The sequence below is a fragment of the Variovorax sp. P2_H12 genome, from assembly GCF_056403395.1.
Window position 1 is genome coordinate 21,847 of record NZ_JBFUFO010000029.1, and the last position, 19,793, is coordinate 41,639.

At 68.8% G+C, this 19,793-nt stretch carries 17 protein-coding genes; 3 read left to right on the forward strand and 14 right to left on the reverse strand.

Annotated elements, in window-relative coordinates:
• The first annotated feature begins 39 nt into the window (after positions 1 to 39).
• Both AC1DYK_RS22010 and AC1DYK_RS22015 read left to right on the forward strand, forming a co-directional pair.
• Complete coding sequence (locus AC1DYK_RS22010; protein WP_478168254.1) at positions 40 to 2,517, forward strand: sensor histidine kinase; 2,478 nt, start codon at positions 40 to 42, stop codon at positions 2,515 to 2,517.
• Positions 2,518 to 2,584: 67 nt separating this feature from the next.
• Positions 2,585 to 3,709, forward strand: a complete 1,125-nt coding sequence (locus tag AC1DYK_RS22015; RefSeq protein ID WP_478168255.1) for an adenylate/guanylate cyclase domain-containing protein — start codon at positions 2,585 to 2,587, stop codon at positions 3,707 to 3,709.
• On the opposite strand, the gene AC1DYK_RS22020 is transcribed toward AC1DYK_RS22015, so the two are convergent.
• The 12 genes from AC1DYK_RS22020 to coxB all read right to left on the reverse strand — a co-directional run bounded on the left by AC1DYK_RS22020 (position 3,657) and on the right by coxB (position 17,981).
• A complete protein-coding gene (locus tag AC1DYK_RS22020; protein ID WP_478168256.1) occupies positions 3,657 to 4,649 on the reverse strand; it encodes a winged helix-turn-helix transcriptional regulator in 993 nt (330 codons plus the stop codon). The two genes, AC1DYK_RS22015 and AC1DYK_RS22020, sit on opposite strands and share 53 nt — an antisense overlap.
• 51 nt (positions 4,650 to 4,700) lie before the next feature.
• Entirely contained in the window at positions 4,701 to 5,744 is a 1,044-nt protein-coding gene (locus AC1DYK_RS22025; protein ID WP_478168257.1) for an NAD(P)H-dependent flavin oxidoreductase, read from the reverse strand.
• 11 nt (positions 5,745 to 5,755) lie between these two features.
• Positions 5,756 to 6,742 carry a Bug family tripartite tricarboxylate transporter substrate binding protein gene (locus tag AC1DYK_RS22030; protein ID WP_478168258.1) on the reverse strand — a complete coding sequence of 329 codons (987 nt, stop codon included), beginning with the start codon at positions 6,740 to 6,742 and terminating at the stop codon, positions 5,756 to 5,758.
• Positions 6,739 to 7,464 carry an alpha/beta fold hydrolase gene (locus AC1DYK_RS22035; protein WP_478168259.1) on the reverse strand — a complete coding sequence of 242 codons (726 nt, stop codon included), beginning with the start codon at positions 7,462 to 7,464 and terminating at the stop codon, positions 6,739 to 6,741. Before AC1DYK_RS22035 ends, AC1DYK_RS22030 begins: the two co-directional genes overlap by 4 nt.
• Complete coding sequence (locus tag AC1DYK_RS22040) at positions 7,461 to 9,212, reverse strand: class I adenylate-forming enzyme family protein (protein ID WP_478168260.1); 1,752 nt, start codon at positions 9,210 to 9,212, stop codon at positions 7,461 to 7,463. The genes AC1DYK_RS22035 and AC1DYK_RS22040 overlap by 4 nt, the downstream gene beginning before the upstream one ends.
• Positions 9,213 to 9,227: 15 nt before the next feature.
• Positions 9,228 to 10,673, reverse strand: coding sequence for a carotenoid oxygenase family protein (locus AC1DYK_RS22045; RefSeq protein WP_478168261.1), 1,446 nt, complete (start codon positions 10,671 to 10,673; stop codon positions 9,228 to 9,230).
• Positions 10,674 to 10,684: 11 nt separating this feature from the next.
• Complete coding sequence (gene paaN / locus AC1DYK_RS22050; protein ID WP_478168262.1) at positions 10,685 to 12,400, reverse strand: phenylacetic acid degradation protein PaaN; 1,716 nt, start codon at positions 12,398 to 12,400, stop codon at positions 10,685 to 10,687.
• Positions 12,397 to 12,852: a lipocalin-like domain-containing protein gene (locus tag AC1DYK_RS22055; RefSeq protein ID WP_478168263.1), complete on the reverse strand. Its 456-nt coding sequence runs from the start codon at positions 12,850 to 12,852 to the stop codon at positions 12,397 to 12,399. Before AC1DYK_RS22055 ends, paaN begins: the two co-directional genes overlap by 4 nt.
• Before the next feature lie 209 nt (positions 12,853 to 13,061).
• Complete coding sequence (locus tag AC1DYK_RS22060; protein WP_478168264.1) at positions 13,062 to 14,399, reverse strand: ferredoxin reductase family protein; 1,338 nt, start codon at positions 14,397 to 14,399, stop codon at positions 13,062 to 13,064.
• Positions 14,390 to 14,737: a hypothetical protein gene (locus AC1DYK_RS22065; protein WP_478168265.1), complete on the reverse strand. Its 348-nt coding sequence runs from the start codon at positions 14,735 to 14,737 to the stop codon at positions 14,390 to 14,392. Before AC1DYK_RS22065 ends, AC1DYK_RS22060 begins: the two co-directional genes overlap by 10 nt.
• Positions 14,734 to 17,274: a cytochrome c oxidase subunit I gene (gene ctaD / locus AC1DYK_RS22070; RefSeq protein WP_478168266.1), complete on the reverse strand. Its 2,541-nt coding sequence runs from the start codon at positions 17,272 to 17,274 to the stop codon at positions 14,734 to 14,736. Before ctaD ends, AC1DYK_RS22065 begins: the two co-directional genes overlap by 4 nt.
• The gene (coxB, locus tag AC1DYK_RS22075) at positions 17,271 to 17,981 is read right to left on the reverse strand and encodes a cytochrome c oxidase subunit II (RefSeq protein ID WP_478168267.1); all 711 of its coding nucleotides are present in this window, start codon (positions 17,979 to 17,981) and stop codon (positions 17,271 to 17,273) included. Before coxB ends, ctaD begins: the two co-directional genes overlap by 4 nt.
• A 33-nt stretch (positions 17,982 to 18,014) precedes the next feature.
• Here coxB and AC1DYK_RS22080 point away from each other — a divergent pair, with 33 nt between their 5' ends.
• Entirely contained in the window at positions 18,015 to 18,524 is a 510-nt protein-coding gene (locus AC1DYK_RS22080) for a DUF2231 domain-containing protein (protein ID WP_478087610.1), read from the forward strand.
• Here AC1DYK_RS22080 and AC1DYK_RS22085 read toward each other — a convergent pair.
• Positions 18,488 to 19,000, reverse strand: a complete 513-nt coding sequence (locus AC1DYK_RS22085) for a CopD family protein (RefSeq protein ID WP_478168268.1) — start codon at positions 18,998 to 19,000, stop codon at positions 18,488 to 18,490. The two genes, AC1DYK_RS22080 and AC1DYK_RS22085, sit on opposite strands and share 37 nt — an antisense overlap.
• Complete coding sequence (locus AC1DYK_RS22090) at positions 18,997 to 19,719, reverse strand: cytochrome c oxidase assembly protein (protein ID WP_478168269.1); 723 nt, start codon at positions 19,717 to 19,719, stop codon at positions 18,997 to 18,999. Before AC1DYK_RS22090 ends, AC1DYK_RS22085 begins: the two co-directional genes overlap by 4 nt.
• Positions 19,720 to 19,793 lie beyond the last annotated feature (74 nt).

A 19,793-nucleotide genomic window follows, 5' to 3' on the forward strand; every position in this document is an offset into this window, starting at 1 on the left:
CTTCCCATCGGGTGGGCGGCGATGTCCAATGGGCAGGCCATGATGCCCCCGGATTCGTCCCCTGTTTCACCGACGGGCGAGCTCGCACCGCCGGCCGATGGCCGACGCCTCGCGGTGTCGTCACAGGCCACGCGAGATGTCCACCGCGGGCGCCTGTTTCGCAAATACCTGCTGCTGATCCTCTCGCTGGTGACGACGGTGCTGCTGGCGTCCAGCGCGATCAGCCTCTATTTCTCCTATCAGGAGAACAAGGCGGCCCTGGCCAGCTTGCAGCATGAAAAGGCCGTCGGCGCGGCCTCCCGGATCGAGCAGTACGTCCAGCAGGTGTCCCAGCAGCTGGCCTACGCGTCCCTGGCCCAGCTCGACGCCTCGGACCTGGAGTCGCGGCGCGCGGAATTCTGGCGGCTGCTGCGCCTGGCGCCGGAAGTGACCGACATCGCGCAGCTCGACCGTGCGGGTCGCGAACAGATCGCGGTATCGCGGCTGGGCATGGACGTCGTGGGCTCCGGCAGGGATCGGTCGTCGGAGACGCCGTTCCGCGACGCCGAGCCCGATGCGGCGTGGTTCGGGCCGGTGTATTTCAACCGGGACACCGAGCCCTACATGACGGTGGCGATCCGGTCCGGCGGCGCGAAGGGGCCGGTCACGGTGGCCGAGCTGAATCTCAAGTTCATCTGGGATGTCGTGTCGCGCATCGAGATCGGCCACGCGGGCAAGGCCTATGCGATCGACGGCAACGGCCTGCTCGTGGCAGACCCCGACATCGGGCTGGTGCTGCGCAAGACCAGCCTGGCATCGTTGCCGCATGTCCAGGCTGCCGCGGCGGCCGACGGCCCGTCGGGGAAGCCGCAGGCGATGGTGTCGCGCAACCTCCAGGGGGCCTCCGTGCTGACCTCGATGGCGCCGATCGATGCGCTGGGCTGGAAAGTGTTCGTCGAACAGCCGATCGCGGAGGTGTATGCCAAGCTGAACGCGTCGATCCTGCGCGCCGCCGTGCTGCTGCTCGCGGGCCTGGCGATCTCGGCGCTGGCGGCATCGGTCCTCGCGCGCAGCATGGTGCGGCCGATCCGCACCCTCGCCCGCGGTGCGCGGCGCATCGGCCGGGGCGATCTGAACCCGGAGATCGTGGTCGACACGGGCGACGAGCTCGAAGGCCTGGCCCAGCAGTTCAACCGAATGTCGGCGCAGCTTCGCGAGTCGTACGGCGAGCTGGAGCGCAAGGTCGAGCAGCGCACCGCCGAACTGACGGCGTCGCTCGAGTACCAGACCGCGACAGCGGAGATTCTCAGGGTCATCAGCCGTTCGCCGACCGAGCTCCAGCCCGTCCTGTCGGCCGTCGCCGAGCGTTCCGCGGTGCTGTGCCGGGCGCACGGATGCCGGGTCTGGCTGCCGGAGGACGATCACCTGCGCGCCATGACCGGCTACCAGGGCGCCAGCGACGGCGCCGAATCGGGCCGTGATGAAGTCCTGCCGCTGACGCGCGGATCGGTGGTGGGACGCGCCTTCCTGGAGCGCCGGACCGTCCACGTCGAGGATGTCGCCCGCCTGATCGACTCCGACTACCCCGATTCGCGCGACCCCCAGACGCGCCACGGATTCCGCACCGTACTGGGCGTTCCCATGGTTCGCGAAGGCGCATCGCTCGGCATCATCGCCGTGGTTCGCAGGGAGGTGCGGCGCTTCTCGGAGGCCGAAGTCCGCCTCGTCGAGACCTTCGCCGACCAGGCGGTGATCGCGATCCAGAATGCGCGCCTGTTCCAGGAGATCGAGGACAAGAGCCGCCAGCTCGAAGTGGCGAACCGCCACAAGTCGGAGTTCCTGGCCAACATGTCGCACGAACTGCGCACGCCCCTGAACGCCATCATCGGCTTTTCCGAGGCGCTGACCGAGCAGATGTTCGGCGACGTCAATGCCAAGCAGATGGAATACCTGCGGGACATCCACTCGTCCGGCCAGCACCTGCTGACGCTGATCAACGACGTGCTGGACTTGTCGAAGATCGAAGCCGGACGCATGGAGCTGGACCTGAGCTGCTTCGATCTCGGCCTGCTGCTGGACAACGCCCTGACCCTGGTGCGCGAGCGCGCGCAGCGCAACGGCCTGTCGATGTCGCTGGAGGTGGGCGAAGGGCTGACGGAATGGGTGGCGGACGCACGAAAGGTCAAGCAGGTGGTGGTGAATCTGCTGTCCAATGCGGTGAAGTTCACGCCGGCCGGCGGCCGCGTGCGCCTGGACGCCCGCCGCATCGAGACGGCAGCCGGCCCGGCCATGGTCGAGGTGAGCGTGACCGACACCGGCGTGGGCATCGCGCCCGAAGACCACTCGCTGGTGTTCGACGAGTTCCGACAGGCCGGCGGCGACTATCTGCGCAAGGCCGAGGGCACCGGGCTGGGGCTGTCGCTGTCCAAGCGCTTCGTGGAGCTGCACGGTGGCACGTTGCGCGTCGACAGCCGCCCCGGCGAAGGCTCGACTTTCACCTTCCAGCTGCCGCTGCAGAGCCTGGAGGCCATCGGATGAACAGGGTCCTGATCGTCGAAACAATGCTGGCCGCCGCGCTTCGGCTGCCGTGCGGGGGGCGCTGGAAATGAGTCCGCATATCCTGGTCGTCGACGACGTCGCCAAGAACGTCCGGCTGCTCGCGGACGTCCTGACGGCACGCGGCTACCGGACCAGCACTGCGGCGTCCGGCGAGGAGGCCCTGGCATGCATCGCGGCCGACCCGCCCGACCTGGTGCTGCTGGACGTGATGATGCCGGGCATGAACGGCTACGACGTGTGCCGCGCCCTCCGCGCCGATCCTGCCTGCGCGGTGCTGCCGATCGTGCTGGTGACCGCACTCGATCCGGAGCAGGAGCGCGTGAAGGGCCTGGAGGCCGGCGCCGACGACTTCCTGGGCAAGCCCATCAACCAGGCGGAGCTGATGGCGCGCGTGCGCTCCCTGTTGCGGGTCAAGACGCTGTACGACGAAGTCCAGCAGCAAAAGGCCTTGCTGCAGGCCTGGAACGCCACGCTGGAACAACGCGTGGCGGAAAGCGTGCGGCAGCTGGAACGCGTGGGGCAGCTCAAGCGCTTCTTCTCGCCGCAGCTGGCCGAGGCGATTCTTGCCGGCGGCGCCGACGACCCGCTCAGGAGCCATCGGCGCGAGATCACCGTCGTCTTTCTCGACCTGCGCGGCTTTACCGCGTTCACCGAAACGGCCGAGCCCGAGGAAGTGATGGCCGTGCTGGCGCAATACCATGCCGCGATGGGGCAGCTGGTGCTTGCCCACGAGGGCACGCTGGAGCGCTTCTCGGGCGATGGCATGATGATCTTCTTCAACGACCCGCAGCCCGTGGCCGATGCGCCGGCGCGCGCGTTGCGCATGGCGGTCCAGATGCAGCGCGAGATGGCGGCCCTCAGCGGCCAATGGCGCCGCCGCGGCTATGACCTGCACATGGGCATCGGCATCGCGCAGGGCTTCGCGACGCTCGGCGGCATCGGCTTCGACGGGCGCATCGACTACGGGGCCATCGGCACGGTCACCAACCTGGCCGCGCGCCTGTGCGGCGAAGCGGCCGGTGGCGAAATCCTGATCTCGCAGCGCGTTCAGGCGGCCTTGCAGGACGTCGCACCGAAGACCGCCGAATGGTCGATCGAGGGGGCGGGTGAACTGGAGCTCAAGGGGTTTCAGCGCCGGGTGGTGGCGTGGCGGGTCGTGGCCGCGTCTTGACCTGATGCGCCGCAGGGCCTTCCGCCCGCACCTCGCGCGCCAGCAAGGGCTGCTGGCAGTGGCTGCACACCACTTGCGGCGCGAACGCATGTCCGCAGGCCCGGTGCGTCGGCCGGATCGAGCTCGGTTCGATGAAGTGATGGCGGCTGGCCCAACTCGAAAAGCACAGGATGTAGCCGAACAGGTCGCGGCTCGCGGGCGTCAGCCGGTAGATCCTTCGCCGGCCGTCGGCCAGGTCGGCCTGGCTCAGCAGCAGCCCCGTGTCGACCATGCCCGCCAGCCGGCGCGTGAGCACGCTGCTGCCGATGCCCAGCACATGACTGAGTTCGTCGAAGTGATGGCAGCCGAGCAGCACGGCCGAGATGATCAACAAGGCCCAGCGGTCCACCCGAAGGCCCAGGCCGGGTTCTCGGCCTTCGGCCTGCGCGAGCCGGGGGGCGCGACCGCGCGCGGGCGGGTGTTCGCGCAGCGCGTCGACAGCCTCCAGCGTGAAGCTCAGGTCGCCGATGCCGACCTTGTCGCCGCAAGCCCCGCAGGCCAGCCAGGGCACGAAGGGCTGGCCGCAGCCTATGTGGACCAGGCGCTCGGGCAGGTCTGAGGCACGAGCCCCCCAGCGCCGCTCCCACGACCACATCATGAGCACATGCGGGTAGAGCGTGAGCCCCTTGGCCGTGAGGTGGTAGCCATGCCGCAGCGGGCGCTGCTGGTAGGGGCGCTGGCGCAGCAGGCCGAGCGCGGTGAGCGCGCGCAGGCGCTGGGCCAGCGTGTGGCGCGGGATGCCCAGGCGGCTCTGCCATTCGTCGAAGCGACGCACGCCGAGGAAGGCGCCGAGCACGACCGCCATGGTCCAGCGGTCGCCCAGCAGTTGCAGGCCGTGGTCGAGGGTGCTGGTGGCCAGCGCGTCGCGACGCAGGTCGAGTTCTTCGGGAGTCAGTGGCACCGGGTGATTGTCAGCTCGTGGGTCGTGCGCCGCCGCGCTCAGCCACGAAGCTTACGACGGTTGCGCACATCTCGCCGAATTCGAGCTCTCAGGCGTGGGTCGCGGATCCTTCGGGGCAGCGCGCACAGCAGGCTGCGCCATGCCGGCGAATCGTGCACTGGCCTGCACATACTCGCGCTCGAGCCGGTCGACCACCGCGGTCACGGTCTCGACCTCGCGGATCGCACCGACGCCCTGGCCGGCGGCCCACACATCCTTCCAGCGCCGGGCCGCCATCGGCTGGCCGCTGTCGTACTGGCGCTGGGGCGCACTCGGCATGTTGTCGGGATCGAGGCCGTTGGCCCGCAGCGACGCTTTCAGCCAGCTCGCGGGCGTCCCGGTGACGCCCGCGCTCACCACCAGGTCGTCGACCGTGCTGTCGACCAGCATCTTCTTGTAGGCGTCCGGCGCCAGGCTCTCGGCCACCGGGATGAAGCGCGTGCCCATGTAGACCAAGTCGGCACCCGAGGCGATCGCGCCGGCCACGCCCCAGCCGTCGCTGATGCCGCCGCCGGTGACCACCGAGCCGTCGAAGAACTCGCGCACCGCGCTGACGAAGGCGAAGGGCGACAGGAAGCCGGTATGGCCGCCCGCGCCGGCCGACACGCAGGCCAGCCCGTCGGCGCCGGCCGCCACCGCCTTTTTCGCGAGCTGCAGGTTGATGACGTCCGCGAACACGCGGCCGCCATAGCGGTGCACCACCTCGATCGCGGGCTTGGGGCTGCCGAGCGCCGTGACCACGATCGGCGGCTTGTAGCGAGCGACCAGGTCGAGATCTTCGGCCAGCCGCGTGTTCGACGAATGCGTGACCAGGTTCGCGCACCAGGGGCCGATAGTGGCGGCCGGCTGCGCGTCGCGCGCCCGCGCCAGGCCTTCGGTGATCTCGCGCATCCAGGCGTCGAGCATCTCGATCGGCCGCGCGTTGGGCGTGGGGAAGGCGCCGACGATGCCGGCGCGGCAGGCGGCCAGCACCAGTGCCGGCCCGGAGATCAGGAACATCGGCGCCGCGATGACCGGCAGCCGCAGCTGGAAGGCAGAGGTCGAATTCGTCGTCATGTCGCCGTGCCTCATTCGCTGGCCTTGAAGCCCGAGATCCGCACCGCTTCGGCCCAGCGTTTCGAGTCGGCCTGGGCGAAGCGGGTGAATTCCTGCGGGGTCGAAGGCAGGGTCTCGAAATCCATGGTCTTCCATTTCTCCTTGAGTTCGGCCGAGCGGAGGATCTTCACGAACTCGCCGTTGAGCCTGGCGATGACCGCATCGGGCGTGCCGGCCGGCGCCGCGATCGCCGCCCAGATGTAGATCTCGAGATCGGGGTAGCCCTGCTCGCGGAAGGTCGCGACCTGCGGCATCAGCGCCGAGCGCTGCGGACTGGTCACGGCCAGCACCTTGACCTTGCCCGCGTCCACCTGCGGCTTGACCGCCAGCAGCGGCAGGAAGGCCGCATCGACCTGGCCGCCGACCAGGTTCGTGACCGCCGGCGGCGTGCCGTTGAAAGGCACATGCACCATGTCGATGCCGGCACGCTGGTTCAGCAGAACGCCGGCGAAATGCGAGGAGTTGCCGGCCGTGAAGGAAGCAAACGACACCTTGCCCGGATGCGCCTTGGTCCAGGCGACGAATTCCTTGATGTCGTTGGCGGGCACCTGGTTGTTGACCGCCATCACCATCGAGGCGCCCAGGAAGTTGCTGACCGGCCTGAAGTTCTTCTCGGGGTCGTAGGGCAGCCGCGCGAAGGTGTGCGGGTTGACCGTGAACATGCTGGTATTGGCCAGCAGCAGCGTGTAGCCGTCGGGCGGCGCGCTCATCACGGTCTGCGCCGCGATGATGCCGGAGCCGCCGGGCTTGTTGTCGATCAGGAGCGGCTGGCCGGCGTTCTTCTTGAACTCCTCGGCCACCTGGCGCAGCGCGGTGTCGAGGGTGTTGCCGGGCGCGAAGGGCACCACGATGCGCAGCGGCCTGTCCGGGAAGGCAGCAGGGTCCTGTGCGCGGGCCCACGGTGCGGCGCKCGCGMGCGCCAGGCCGCCGAGCTGCAAACAGGCGATGCGTCGGTTCATGTCTTGTCTCCTGTAGAGGGGTCTAGCAGCGAGCCGATCGCGGCCGCCACCTGCGCCGGCGCTTCCAGCGGCGTCATGTGGCCCGCGCCCTCGATCCATTCGAGCCGCGCGGACGGCATCAGCGCGGCCAGTTCCTGCGACAGCTCGGGCGGCGTGATGCGGTCGCTTCGGCCGCACACCACGCGCACCGGAATCCGCAGCGCGGCCAGCGCTTCGCGATGGTCCGCGCGGCCGACGATCGCGCGGTTCTGGCGGATCGCCGCCTCGGGGCCGACCTCGCGCAGCAGCGTGCGCAGCGCGGCCATCCAGGGCTCGTCGACATGGCGCGCATCGTCGGTCGCGAACTGCGCGACACCGGCCGTGACCTTGTCGAAATCGCGGCCGATCGCGGCAATGGTCTTCTCGCGCAGCGCCGCGCCCTCGGCCGTCTCGGGCCGGCCCGAGGTGTCGAGCAGCACCAGGCCGTCGACCCGCCGGCCCTGCCCCGCGATCATCTCGATCGCCACGTAGCCGCCCATCGAGAAGCCGCAGACCCGCACCGGCACGCCGGGGGGCACATCGGCCACACGGGCCCAGGCGTCGCGCGCCATCTCGGCGATGCTGGACTGGGTCTGTACGTCGGCGATGCGGACATCGAAGCGCGGCGCCAGCAGCGGCACCACCTCGCGCCAGACCGCGGCCGTGTTCAGCATGCCGGGGATCAGCAAGAGCACCGGCTTCATGCAACGACTCCCGGCGCGTCGGCGAGTGCGCGCGCGCGCAGCCGCAGCTCGCGCTTGAGGATCTTGCCGACCGGATTGCGCGGCAGCTCGGCCAGCGGCAGCAGGTACTCGGGCAGCTTGTAGACCGCCACGCGCTTGTGCTCGCGCAGGAAAGCGCTGATCGCCTCGAGCGTGACCGGCGCGGCGGCATCGGCCGAGACGACGCAGGCGCAGAGCTTTTCTCCGAGCACCTCGTCGGGCACGCCGACCACCGCCGCCTCGCGCACACCGGGGCAGGCCATTAGCAGGCTCTCGATCTCCTCCGACGAGATGTTGACGCCGCCGCGGATCACCAGGTCCTTGGAGCGGCCCACATAGCGGTAGTACTGCAGGCGATCTCCGGCGATCTCGAACAGGTCGCCGGTCTTGTAGAAACCCTGTTCGTCGAACGCGCGCCGGCTCAGCCCGGGCGCGTTCCAGTAGCCGCTGAAGATGGTCGGGCCGTCGAAGCGGATCTCGCCGGGGCGGCCGCCGTCCTCGATGTCCTCGCCGGTCTCGCAGTCCACCAGCCGGGTGCGGATCTTGCGCGTGGTCGAGATGCTCCAGGCATGGCCCGGCACGCCGGCGCGCGGAAAGAACTGGGCGCGCAGCCCCGGGTCCGGGATGTCGACATGGTTGCCGGACAGCGCGGCGCCCTCGTTGGAGCCGAAGTAGTTGACGATCTGCACCCCGCGCTTCTCGGCGAAGCCGCGCACCATCCAGTCCGACAGCGGCGCCGAGCCCGAGCCGATGCGCGCCAGCCGCCCGAAGTCGATGCCCTCGAGCAGTTGCTCGTTCTGCAGCAGCATGTTGAGAATCGCCGGCGGCGCCACCGTGTAGTCGATGCGCTCGTCGCGCAGTTGCTGCAGGAACACCGGCAGCGCGAAAGGCTGGTGCTGCACCACGGTGCCGCCCAGCACCAGCCAGGCGGCGAAGGCGGTGGAGATGCCTGCCATGTTGACCAGCGGGAACGGATTGAGCAGGCGCGCCCGCTCGCGGATCTCGCCGGCCTCGATGATCGACGGCGCGATCACCAGCCACTCGTTGTGGCTGCGCGGCACGCCCTTGGGGCTGGCCTCGGTGCCCGAGGTCCAGCAGATCGTGAACACGTCGTTGGCCGTGACGGCAGCCTCGCGCTCGGCCTGCGCGAGGCGCTGCAGGTCGCCGGTGCCCGGCGGCAGGCGCAGATGCGCCGCGACGTCGACCATGCCCTCGTCCACGTCGTCGCCCCAGGCGAGCACCGTGCGCAGCGAAGGGTGTGCGGCACGCAGGCCGGCAAACATGCGCGCGGCCGCATGCCCGCCCTCGGCCTTTCCGATGCGCGAGAAGCTCAAGGCCGCGCTGGCCTGCGTGATCTCGAGGATCTGCGCCAGCTCGTGCTCGCGGTACTGGGTCGGCACCGGCGTCGCGATGATGCCCAGCCGCGCACAGGCGAGGTAGACGACGAACTGCTCGATGCAGTTGGGCAACTGCACCACCATCACTTCGTCGCGGCGGATGCCCTCCGCCACCAGCATGAGGCAGAAGCGGTCGATCTCGTCGCCGAGCTGCGACCATGTGAGCCGGCGCGGCGCGCCGTGCGCGAAGTCGGCGCGGTTCGGTGCATCGACCACCGCCTCGTCATCCGGATGTGCCGCCAGGTTGTTGCGGAACAGCTCCCACAAAGTGATGCTGCCCCACCAACCACGCGCGGTGTAGTCGTCGATCTTGTCTTGCGGCACGAGAATCATGGCGGCGTCCGTTTCTCAGTACCCGCGCTGGAGGCGCTCGCCGCTGACCCAGGTGGCATGGAAGCCGTTGGGCACCCGGTGCGGAATGCGGATGCGTGCCACCGGGCCCTGCGCGACGTCGCTGGCGTCGAACACGGTGACGAAGGACGCCTTTTTCTCGTCGTCCCACATGAAGCCCACCAGGTAGCCGTCGTCCTCGGCTTTCCAATGGTCCTTCGGCGCGAAGGGCGCTTCGCTGAACCACTTGTGCACGCCCTCGTGGTAGCTGGTGCTGATGCCGCGCTCGAGGTCCTGGCGCACGAAGCCGCAGAAGCGCGGATCCTCGGCGCGGTTGCTGCGACCCATCAGCACGTTCCACGAGTAGCGCGTCTTGTGGCCCTGCATCCACGAGTTGATGACCGGGAACTCCTGGTTGACGATGTCGTCGAGCACCCGCTCGCGAGTCTGTCCGGTGCGCAGGTTGAAGCGCCATTCGTAGAACATGAAGTCGTGCTCCAGGTTCGCGAGCATCTTGGGGAAGCGGTCCACCTCGACGTTGCCGCGCCAGTCGCGCGGCAGGCGGAAGGGCGTGCCGGTCATCACGATCTCGATGCCGCCGTGGCCATCGGCTTCTTCCCACGCGTTCGACACGTGGTACATGTAGGTCGGGCTGGCCTCGAACCAGCGGATCTGCTCGGGTGTGCCATGGCGCGGAATGACGCCGAAACGCGAGGGCAGCGTGTGATGGAACTTGAGCTTGTGGCGGCCGGCCGCAAAGGCGTCCATGTCGTAGAAGAGCGGCAGGTCGTGCACGATCGTGTAGTTGGGCGTGATCGCCATGTCGTGCGGCAGGCGCGGGCCGGGCAGCTGCACCGGCATGAAGGTCTGCAAGGCGCCGTGACGGTCCATCACGCCGTAGTGCATGTAGGGCGACTCCTTGCCGTAGGCGAAGAACAGGAACTCGCCGGTGCGCTCGTCCACCTTCGAATGCGCCGACACCGGCAGGCCCTTCATGCGCGGATCGAACTCCAGCTTGCCGACGGTCGACAGGTCGTTCGGCCGGCACTGGTAGACCGAGCCGCCCAGGTACCACATCGAGACCAGGTGGCCGGCGTAGAACTTGACGTCGGTGTTCGAGGTGTTCTTCACCGGCATGTCGGGCCGGTCCTTGCGCGGCGGGTCCTTGATGCCCTGCCACAGCGCCGAGCCGGCCGCGAGTTCCTCGTTCAGGCTGTCGGTCATGACCCAGCGGTTCTGGTAGTGCGCTCGGCCGCCCTCGAAACGCACGGCATGCAGCATGCCGTCGCCGTCGAACCAGTGGTAGCGGCCCGGGGCCTCGAAGCGCCGGTTGGGACCGTTGCGCACGTGCATGCCGGTGAGGTCGCGCGGGATCTCGCCCTCGACTTCGGTGAGTTCGAGCGTGACTTCGTCATCGATCGGCGCGAAGCCGCCCGTGAGGACGGGTATGTCGTTCTGTCCCATGTCGTTCTCCTTCAGTTCGAGGGGTGCGCGCTGCGCGAAGGCCGGCGCGATTGCGAGATGCGGAAGCGGCCGGCGACGAAGGCCAGGTCGGTGAGGCTGGCGTTGCCCGCCGGATTCAGGCCGGTCACGTGGTAGTCGCTGTAGGCGGCCGCGAAGTTGAGCGGCATCGGCCCGGTGAGGTTGATCGTGAGCTGCGCGCCGGCCCTCGCGTAGGCCGCTTCGGCGCGGGCAACGAAGGCCTCGTCGGTGGAATAGACAAAGGCCGTGAGCCCACCGAACTCGCGCACGTCACGCGTGGCCTGGGCCAGTGCATCGGCCGCGTCGTCGCAGGCGATCACGAAGCTCACCGGGCCGAAGCGCTCTTCGCCGTAGAGGTCGCGCTCGCCCTTGCCGACCTGGAGCATCAACGGCGTGCGCGTGCGCGCCTCGGGAAACTCGGGGTGCACGTAAGACGCCGGCCGCAGCAGCACCCGGCCGCGGGTCTCGCCCTCGCGTTCCAGGCGATCGAGCAAGGCGATGCTCTGCGGCGACTGCAGCGCGGCGAGGATCATCGCGGCCTTCTTCGGCTCGCCCGCGATGGCTGCGACCGCAGCGGCCAACCGGCGCGCGACCTCGTCGAGGCTCACGACACCCTGCGGCGTGCGCACGCCCTGCGCCGGCAGGTAGATGTTCTGCGGGCTGGTGCACATCTGGGCGCCGAACATGCACAGCGTGGTGGCGAGGCTGCGCAGCACGGCGTCGAGATCCTCCACCGACTCGATCACCACCGTGTTGCAGCCGGCGGTCTCGGTGAAGACCAGCGCCGGATGCGCATGCTGCTCCACCCACTGGCCGAAGGCGACGCTGCCCGTGAAATCGACGATCGCGGTCTGCGGATGCCGAACCAGCTGCTTGCCGATCGGCGAGGCCTGCGTATCGAGGGCCAGCGTGACCAGGTTCGGATCGAAGCCCGCCGCCTCCAGCACGCCGCGAAAGGCGCGCACCGTGATCGCCATCGGCAGCACGGTCGCCGGATGCGGCTTCACGATCACCGCATTGCCGGTGGCCAGGCTGGCGAGCATCGAGGGCCAGGCGTTCCAGGTCGGGAAGCTGGCGCAACTGAAGCAGACCGCGACGCCGCGCGGCACCAGCCGATAGGTCTTGTCGAGCGCGATGCGCGCGGCGCCGAAGTTGCGCTCCCAGCGCGCGCTCGGCGCGATCGCCTTCATCGCCTGGCGGGCGTGCACCAGCACCTCGATGCCACGGTCGAGCGCGTTGACGCCCGAGCCGGCGTAGGCCATGTTGAAGCTCTGGCCGGCCGTGTGCATCACCGCGTGCGCGATCTCGAACAGGTGCTCGCGGTAGAGCGTGTCGAGCGCCTCCATCAGGACGCCGATGCGGGTGTCGATCGCGGCGTCGGCCCAGGCCGGGATCGCGGCTTCGCCGGCGTCGAACAGGCGGTCGATGTCGGACTGCGGATAGAGGATGCCAAGCGGCTGCTGGGTGTAGGGGGAGATCTCTTCGCCGACTTCGGCTGTGATGCCGGGCTGGTCCAGCACGAAACGCTGACCCAGTTGCCTGCGGAAGGCCTCGACGCCGGCGGCCTGCGCGCGGGCGGCGTCCGGATATTGGCCAGGCATCTCGGGATAAGGGCTCCAGCAGTGGCGCTGACGGCAGGCCAGCACCGCGCGTTCGAAGGTGGCCCGATGCTTCTCGTACAGCATCGGCGCCGCCCGTGCGTCGCTCATGCAGCGGCCCTCTTCCACATCAGCCGGTGATGGCGCGCCACGGCCGTACCGGGCACCGTGTCGGAGGCCGACAGCGTGAGCCGTCCTTCGGCATCGAAGTGCATGTCCCGCACCTGCTGCGTGCCGACGAAGTTCGGATTCAGCGACTGCGTGACCGAATGCACCACCTGCTGCGCGCCGGGCTCGCCCCGGATCTCGTAGCGGCCGGCGTACTGGAAGTAGCTCTCGAAGGCCGCCAGGCGCTCCCGCTCCGGGGCGCTTCGCACGCTGTCGCTCGACAGCCTGGGCCGGTCGGGCCGCGCGATGCAGGCGTTCATCCAGCCGTCGGTGCTGTAGAGGATCAGCCCCACCGCCGCTTCGCCATAAGGCAGCGTGGCGGGCCGGCCGTCGCCGTAGCTGATCTCCCAGCGGACGAGCTGCCACGTGCCGAGCAAGGGATTGCGTTCCTGCATGCAATGTCTCCTTTTCACTTTCTTAATTGAACTCAGTTTAGACAACTCGAATCGCGCATGCAAGAGGGGCTTCGAGCCCCCCCGAGGGAAAAGGTTCAGGTGCTCACGCGCCAGAGGGCGAACACGATGGCCACCAGGACCACGACGACGCCCGTGGCGAGAAGCAGTCGATCGGCGAACAAGCGGCGCATCGGGATCTCCTAGACGACTTAGACGAAGCTGTAGCGCTCCGAGTGGTACTTGGACAGCGGCACCTTCATCTCGCCCAGCGCCGCCTCGATCGCGTCCATCATCACGTTCGGGCCGCAGATGAAGTACTCGTGGTCGGCGTAGCGCGGCGGCAAATGGCGCTTGAACACCTCGGCGCCGATGTAGCCGCGCTCGCCGGTCCAGCCTTCCGGCGGCTGCGACAGCACGTAGACCACCGTCAGGTCGATCCGCGTTGCCAGCGCGTCCAGCTCCTCGCGGAAAGTCAGGGACTCCAGGTCCTTGCCGCCATAGAGCAGGATCAGCGGGCGCTTGTCGCCGCGGTCGGCCAGCGTGCGGATCATGCTCACCATCGGCGTGATGCCGATGCCGCCCGCGATCAGCACGTGCATGTCCGCCGGGCGGCCGATGGTGAAGGCGCCGTAGGGCCCGTCGAGGTAGACGCGCTGTCCCACCGGCACCTTGGCGATCCCGCTCGTGAAGTCGCCGAGGTTGCGGATCGTCATCTCGACGCGCCCGTCCGCGGCCTCCGCGCTCGACGAGAAGGAAAACGGATGGCCGGTGATCTTGAACGGGCTCCCCCACAGCGTCAGCCATCCGAACTGGCCGGGCCTGAATCGGAAGCCGGCGTGGCCGTCGGGCCGCATCACCAGCGTCGTCGTGTCGCCGCGCTCCTGGCGCACCTCCGCCACGCGGTACGGCCGGCGCAGCATGAACAGCGGCTTGACCACGCGCACGTAGCAAAGCAGCGCGATCCAGAAGACCGTCATGCCGATCCACAGCGCGCGCTTCAAGGGGTCGGCGAGGTAGAAGCCCCAGCCGACCATGTGGAGCAGCCCGCCGCCAACGGCGATGAGCGCCAGCAGGATGTGCGTGGCATGCCAGAGCTCGTAGCTGATCTTCAGTCGGGTGCGCCACAGCGCCATCACCACCAGCGCCACCAGCGCGCCCAGCGACAGCACCGCGAACACCGCGCCCAGCGGCACGTCCGCCAGCGACTCGGGCGGCGCCAGCTTGTCCGACCCGGTCGCCAGCAGGATCAGCGGATGCACCACCACCAGGGCGACCGCGATCAGCGAGACCCGGCGATGGAAGTGATAGATGACGTCCTCGCCCCAGGGCTCGGTGACGTGGCGAAAGCGCGCCGTCAGGCCGAACTGCAGCCCCATCATCGCCAGGCCCGAGTAGCCCAGCGCGACCGAGAACTCGGTCCAGAAGTCGCGCGCGGGCGGCAGCGCACCCGCCAGCAGCGCGAACAGCGGCGCCAGGATGAACAGCAGGTAGACCGCGATCCAGACGCTGCGGCGCACGAGATCGCGGTGGCGCACGCTCAGAGGCATGTGGAGAGCAGCAGCGGCGGGCCGAAGGTCAGGAGCGTGGCGGCAAAGGCGGCGATGGTGGTCCAGACGATCGCCGCATGCAGGAAGCTGCCGGTCGGGCCATGGTCGTGATCGGGGCGTGCCCTGGCGAAATTGCGCCACATCCATCCGACCGCCGCAAGATGCGCGAGGAACACGAGAACCAGGCTCCAGCGCAGCGCGCCGGCCGGCCAGCCGAAGGCGCAGCCGATCGCATGGAGCGCATAGAGCACCACGAGCGCGCTGCACCAGACGGCGAAGCCGCCCGCGAGCCACCAGACGCGCCGGGTCGGGATCGTCAGCACATTCGTCACGCTCATGGCCGTCCTCCAAGCACCGTGACCAGCGCAGGCAGCGCGAGCACCAGACCCAGCGCGATGATGCCCGTCACCAGGGTGTAGTCGAGCCAGAGCCGGGTCAGGCGCAGGTCGGTGCAGCGACGCCGCGAGATGTAGCCGCTGCGGACACGCTGGAAGTTGCTGATGAGAAACAGCAGCCCGGCGCCGGCATGCAAGGCCACGTAGCCCAGCAGCACCGACGCGGTCGCGCCGAGCGCATGCGCGCGCGGATGCGGCGCGACGCCCATGATCAGCTCCACCACCGCTGCGACGGCCGCGATCAGCGCGATCGCGGTGAGCGCCATCCAGCCCGAGGCCTTGCCGCTGGCGATCACGACCCTGAGCGAAGCGCGCGCCGCCAGCGCAGCGACCAGCAGGCAGGCGATGGCGCCGAGGGCCTGCAGCCGGCTCGGCTCGGGCGGCGTCATCTTCTGCCAGTCCCCGCCGGCCAGCCAGAGATAGAAGGTACCGAACACCAGCGACGTGAACAGCGTGCCGTTGGCCACCAGGGCGCAGATCAGCGCCAGCCAGGACGGTGCACTCGCGGCCTCGGTGTGCGGCGGCACCTCGACACCGAGGCCGACCGGCAGCGGCCCATAGTCGCGCGGCAGGCCGGCACGCCGCCCCGCGAAGACGAACAGGCCCAGCGTGACCAGGGCCAGCACGAGCGACACCCAATAGGCCTTGAACAGGAAGCCGAGCACCACCCCGCCGGTGAAGAGCGCCGTGACCAGCGGCAGGTAGGTCGGGTTCGGCAGCACGATCAGCTGCTCGGGCTTGCCGCTCGTGATGTGCACGCCCAGCGTCTCCTGCCAGCCGTTGCGCGTGGAGCCCAGGTAGCCTTCGCCGCGTGCCAGCGAGACGGCGAGTTCGCCCTTCGGGATCTTGTCGGTCTGCGGGCCCAGGTGCGGAATCGAGGCGAAGGCATACGGCGCCGGCGGAATCGGCATCGCCCATTCGAAGGTCGTGGCCCGCCAGGGGTCGCGCCGCACGCGGCGTCCGTAGCGCAGCTGAACCACCACGTCGATGACGAGCAGTCCGAAGCCGATGGTCATCACGAAGCCGCCCACCGAGGACAGCAGGTTGAGCCAGTTCCAGCCTTCGTCGCCGCGGTAGGTGTAGACGCGCCGCGGCATGCCGAGCAGGCCGGTCAGGTGCATCATGAAGAAGGTCATGTTGAAGCCGATGAAGATCAGCCAGAACGCGAGCACCGACAGCCGCTCCACCGCGGCGCGCCCGGTCAGCAGCGGCAGCCAGTAGTACAGCGCGGCCACCATCGGGAAGGCGAGCGCTCCGGCCACCACGTAGTGCATGTGGGCGACGACGAAATAGGTGTCGTGGGCCTGCCAGTCGAAGGGCACCATCGCGAGCATCACGCCGGTCAGCCCGCCCATCGCGAAGACGAAGAAGAAGCCGAAGACGTAGAGCATCGGGACGTCCCAGCGCGGCTTGCCGTGCGACAGCGTGGCCAGCCAGGCGAAGACCTGCACCGCCGTCGGCACCGCGACGATCGCCGAGCCGGCCGAGAAGAAGGCCAGCGCCAGATGCGGAATGCCCACCGTGAACATGTGGTGCACCCAGATGCCGAAGCTCAGGAAGGCCAGCGCGATGATGGCGACCACGATCGCCCGGTAGCCCACCAGTTGCCGGTTGGCGAACACCGGGATCATCGTCGACAGCACGCCCGCCATCGGCAGGAAGATGATGTAGACGTCCGGATGGCCGAACAGCCAGAACAGGTGCTGCCACAGCAGCGAGTCGCCGCCGCGCGTCGGATCGAAGAAGGGCAGGCCGAAGGCGCGCTCGAGCTCGAGCAGGATCGAGCCCAGGATCAGCGGAGGAAAGGCCACGATCATCATCAGGGCCGTGACCAGGATGTACCAGCCGAAGATCGGCATGCGGTCGAGCGACATGCCCGGCGCGCGCATCTTGAGGACCGAGACGATGATCTCGATGGCGAGCGACAGCGCGGAGATCTCGACGAAGGTGATGCCGAGCAGCCAGATGTCGGCGTTGACGCCCGGGGTGTAGACGTTGGAGCTCAGCGGCGTGTACATGAACCAGCCGCCATTGGGCGCGACGCCCAGGACCAGCGACACCGTGACGATCGAGGCGCCGAACAGGTAGCACCAGTAGCCGTAGGCGGTCAGCCGCGGGAAGGCGAAATCGCGCGTGCCGAGGATCTTCGGCGTCAGGTAGACCGCGAAGCTCTCGACCATCGGAATGGCGAACAGGAACAGCATCATCGACCCGTGCACCGTGAAGACCTGGTTGTAGGTCTCGGGGTCGAGAAAGGCCGAATGCGGCGTCGCGAGCTGCACGCGCGTCAGCATGCCCAGCACGCCGGCGATGAGGAAGAAGACGAAGGACGTGATGAACATCCGCATGCCGATGACCGAATGATTGACGGCGGCCAGCCGCTGCCATCCCGGTCCGGTGGCCCAGATCTTGTTCAGCTGCCGGTGCAGCCGCAGCGCGCGGGCGCCGCCTTCCGGCTGCGGGTCGACGGATCCACTCATTTCTTCGCCTCCGGCGCTGCGAGCGCCTGCGTCAGGGCAGCGGAAAAGTCCTCCGGTCGGTGGACGATGACGACGAAGCGCATGCCCGCGTGGCCGAGGCCGCAGAATTCGTCGCAGGTGCCTTCATAGCGGCCCGGCTGGTCGGCCTGGATGCGCAGCCGGTTGACCCTGCCTGGCACCGCATCGATCTTGCCCGCGAAGCGCGGCACCCAGAACGCATGGATCACGTCCTTGCTCGTCACGACCATGTCGACCGGCTTGCCCGCAGGCACAAGCAGGACATTGCGCGTCTCGACGCCGCCATGTTCGGGATAGCGGAAGGTCCAGACCCATTGCGCCGCCACCGCCTCGATGCGCTGCGGCGGCGCGCTGCCCGGCAGCGGCAGCAGGCGCTCGCCGGTGACCAGCCCATAGGCCAGCAACGGCAGCAGGACGATCGCCGGCAGCACCAGCCCACCCAGCACGATCCAGCGCGTCGGCGACACGCTGGAGCCCCAGCCCGGACGCCTCATCACCTGGAGGAAGATGCCGATGACGAGCAGGAAGAGCACGGCCGAGCCGATCAGCATCACCCACCACATCGTGGCGATCGAGGCCGCGGCCGGCCCCGAAGGATCGAGCGTCGACAACGGCCCGCTGCAACCGGACAACGCCGCCAGCGATCCGGCTTGGAGCCCCACGCGCAAGACGCTACGATCGCCGCTCACCGGATGCAACATCCGCTGCAAAGGAGAAGAACCATGGCGGACACAGGCGACAGGTCTCAACCCCGGAGCGAAGTTCTGCTGGAACTGCAGCGGCTCGACGTCGGCTCCGCGGTCGCGCTGGTCGGCCATCCGTTGCACGTGATGCTGGTGCATTTCCCGGTCGCGTTCGTGGTCGCGACCCTCGGCGTCGACGTCTTCTACTGGTGGTCGGGCGATGTCTTCTGGCTGCGAGCAGGCCTGTGGTCGGCCGGCATGGCGTTCTGGAGCGGCGTCGCCGCGAGCCTCGTCGGCACCGGCGAGCTGCTGCTGGTGCGCGGCATCCGCCTGCACGAGGCCAGCTGGTCGCACGCCATCGCGGCGATGACGCTGGTCGCGATCGCCGGGGCCAGCTGGGGCCTGCGACTGACCGATCCGGCCTCCGTGCTGCCGCACGGCCTGGTGCTGTCGGTGCTGGCTTCGGTCATGGTCGGCTTCGCCGGCTGGCATGGGGGCAAACTGGTGTTCGATCATGGGATCGGCATCCTCGTGTCGCCGAAGGACTGATGCCACAGGCGTGAGAGCCCGCCGGGCTCGAACAGGTGCGCCGCGAACTGGTTCGAGTCGATCTGGGGCTTGGCCAGCACGACCCAGACGATGGCGACGATCAACACCGCGTAGGTGCCCGACAGCGCCACGAACGAGAACCGCCCGAAGCGGCCCTTGGGCGAGAACAGCTGGTGCACCACCAGGCCGGCGACCACATGCAGCATCGCCATGATGCCCACCAGCACCATCTTGATGGAGAACCATTCCTCGAAGGTGGCCTGAAGGAAGATCAGCGCCGTTCCGCTGGCGATGGCGAAGAAGGCGGCCGGCGAGGTCAGCTCCACATACACGAGCCGGACGATCCGGTGCAGCCGGTCCAGATCCGCACCGGCCTCGAGTGCGCGGCGCTGCCAGAACAGGAAGGGCAAGGCGAGCAGGCCGCCCGACCAGATCGCGATCGCGGCCAGGTGAATGAACTTCAGGGCCGTCGTCACAAGGCGGCCTCGGTGGGCCGCAGGCTCGACCAGGCAAGCCAGAGACCGGCGGCCAGGTAGGGCAGCATCGCCGGCACCCACATCAGGAGCCCGGCGAGCTGCTGGTCGGCCAGCGGCGTGAAGCCCCAGGCCAGGGTGCTCGCGAAATGCACCGGGTAGAGCGGCACCGAGGCGAAAACGATCAGGGCGCCGAGCAGGCCCATCTGCCCGATGGTCACCCCGAGCGCCACCAGCGCGGTGCCCGATGGCGTGGCCGGCGACAGTATCGCCCGCCACATCAGCCAGCCGCTGCCCAGCAGCGACAGCTGCATCAGCCAATAGCCGGGCACGCTGGCGAGACCCCAGGCATAGGGCCCCGGCGCGTGCCAGAGCCACAGGGTGACCGCATGGGCCGCGACCCACATGGCGAGCGGAACAGGGCCCGCGCGCCGCTGAGGAAAGGCGAGCGCCAGCAGAGGTGCCACGGCGCTCACGAGAATGACGTGATGCAGGACGCGCACCGAGAAGAGCGCCGACGACAGGGCGCACAGGGGCGAGACGAAGACCACGGCCATCAGCGCGATGGCGCCCCAGCCTGCGCGAGCATCGGACGACCGACTGCGAGCGATCACGAAGGCCAGCGCCGCAAGCGCGGCGATCAGCAGCGGATCGGCATTCCAGCGCGACCACACATCGTCAGGGACCGCGGCGGCGCCGCAGTAGGCGATCATTGAATTCATCATGGCTCGCTTGTTCTTCCGCCGTTCCGCAACTGCGGATACGAGGCGGGCTGCCCGGCTTGAAAAAATACTAG

What these genes read in the sequence shown, in the direction of transcription:
- AC1DYK_RS22035 (WP_478168259.1), bottom strand. Translation starts at nt 7,464, where the DNA reads ATGAAGCCGGTGCTCTTGCTGATCCCCGGCATGCTGAACACGGCCGCG.
- AC1DYK_RS22080 (WP_478087610.1), top strand. Translation starts at nt 18,015, where the DNA reads ATGGCGGACACAGGCGACAGGTCTCAACCCCGGAGCGAAGTTCTGCTG.
- AC1DYK_RS22015 (WP_478168255.1), top strand. Translation starts at nt 2,585, where the DNA reads ATGAGTCCGCATATCCTGGTCGTCGACGACGTCGCCAAGAACGTCCGG.
- AC1DYK_RS22010 (WP_478168254.1), top strand. Translation starts at nt 40, where the DNA reads ATGATGCCCCCGGATTCGTCCCCTGTTTCACCGACGGGCGAGCTCGCA.
- AC1DYK_RS22025 (WP_478168257.1), bottom strand. Translation starts at nt 5,744, where the DNA reads ATGACGACGAATTCGACCTCTGCCTTCCAGCTGCGGCTGCCGGTCATC.
- ctaD (WP_478168266.1), bottom strand. Translation starts at nt 17,274, where the DNA reads ATGAGTGGATCCGTCGACCCGCAGCCGGAAGGCGGCGCCCGCGCGCTG.
- AC1DYK_RS22065 (WP_478168265.1), bottom strand. Translation starts at nt 14,737, where the DNA reads ATGAGCGTGACGAATGTGCTGACGATCCCGACCCGGCGCGTCTGGTGG.
- AC1DYK_RS22040 (WP_478168260.1), bottom strand. Translation starts at nt 9,212, where the DNA reads ATGATTCTCGTGCCGCAAGACAAGATCGACGACTACACCGCGCGTGGT.
- AC1DYK_RS22055 (WP_478168263.1), bottom strand. Translation starts at nt 12,852, where the DNA reads ATGCAGGAACGCAATCCCTTGCTCGGCACGTGGCAGCTCGTCCGCTGG.
- paaN (WP_478168262.1), bottom strand. Translation starts at nt 12,400, where the DNA reads ATGAGCGACGCACGGGCGGCGCCGATGCTGTACGAGAAGCATCGGGCC.
- AC1DYK_RS22090 (WP_478168269.1), bottom strand. Translation starts at nt 19,719, where the DNA reads ATGAATTCAATGATCGCCTACTGCGGCGCCGCCGCGGTCCCTGACGAT.
- AC1DYK_RS22045 (WP_478168261.1), bottom strand. Translation starts at nt 10,673, where the DNA reads ATGGGACAGAACGACATACCCGTCCTCACGGGCGGCTTCGCGCCGATC.
- AC1DYK_RS22060 (WP_478168264.1), bottom strand. Translation starts at nt 14,399, where the DNA reads ATGCCTCTGAGCGTGCGCCACCGCGATCTCGTGCGCCGCAGCGTCTGG.